Annotated in this window: 1 protein-coding gene; it reads left to right on the top strand. The window is 60.8% G+C overall.

Annotated elements, in window-relative coordinates:
- Nucleotides 1-337, top strand: a 337-nt coding sequence (locus C5N14_RS32535) for a hypothetical protein (protein WP_165878313.1), incomplete at both ends; no start/stop codon positions are given.

Genomic DNA, 337 nt, shown 5'->3' with positions numbered 1-337 from the left:
TGCAGGTGCCCAACCACGACCAGGTGTCCGCGGTCTCGGCGATCCCCTACAACGGCGGAGTCGTGGTGTACACGGTACGTGGAGGCGCGGTGTACGAGGCCGCCAGCGGCAACTGGCAGGCCATGCTGGTCGGCTACAACGGACAACCCGTCTACGGAACCGCCGTGTCGGCGATCACCAGAACCGACAACACAAGGATCATCTACACGGTACGCAACGGCAACGTATACGAAGCGGCCAGCAACACCGGATGGCAAAACCTCCGAGTACCCAACCTCACCAACATCAACACCGTCACCGCACTCAACGCCAACGGAACAAAAATCCTCTACACCCG

This window comes from Micromonospora sp. MW-13, from assembly GCF_003434305.1.
In the GTDB taxonomy this organism is placed as follows: domain Bacteria; phylum Actinomycetota; class Actinomycetes; order Mycobacteriales; family Micromonosporaceae; genus Micromonospora.
Note: the sequence above shows the minus strand (reverse complement) of the source record. Positions and strands in the feature narration are given on the sequence as shown.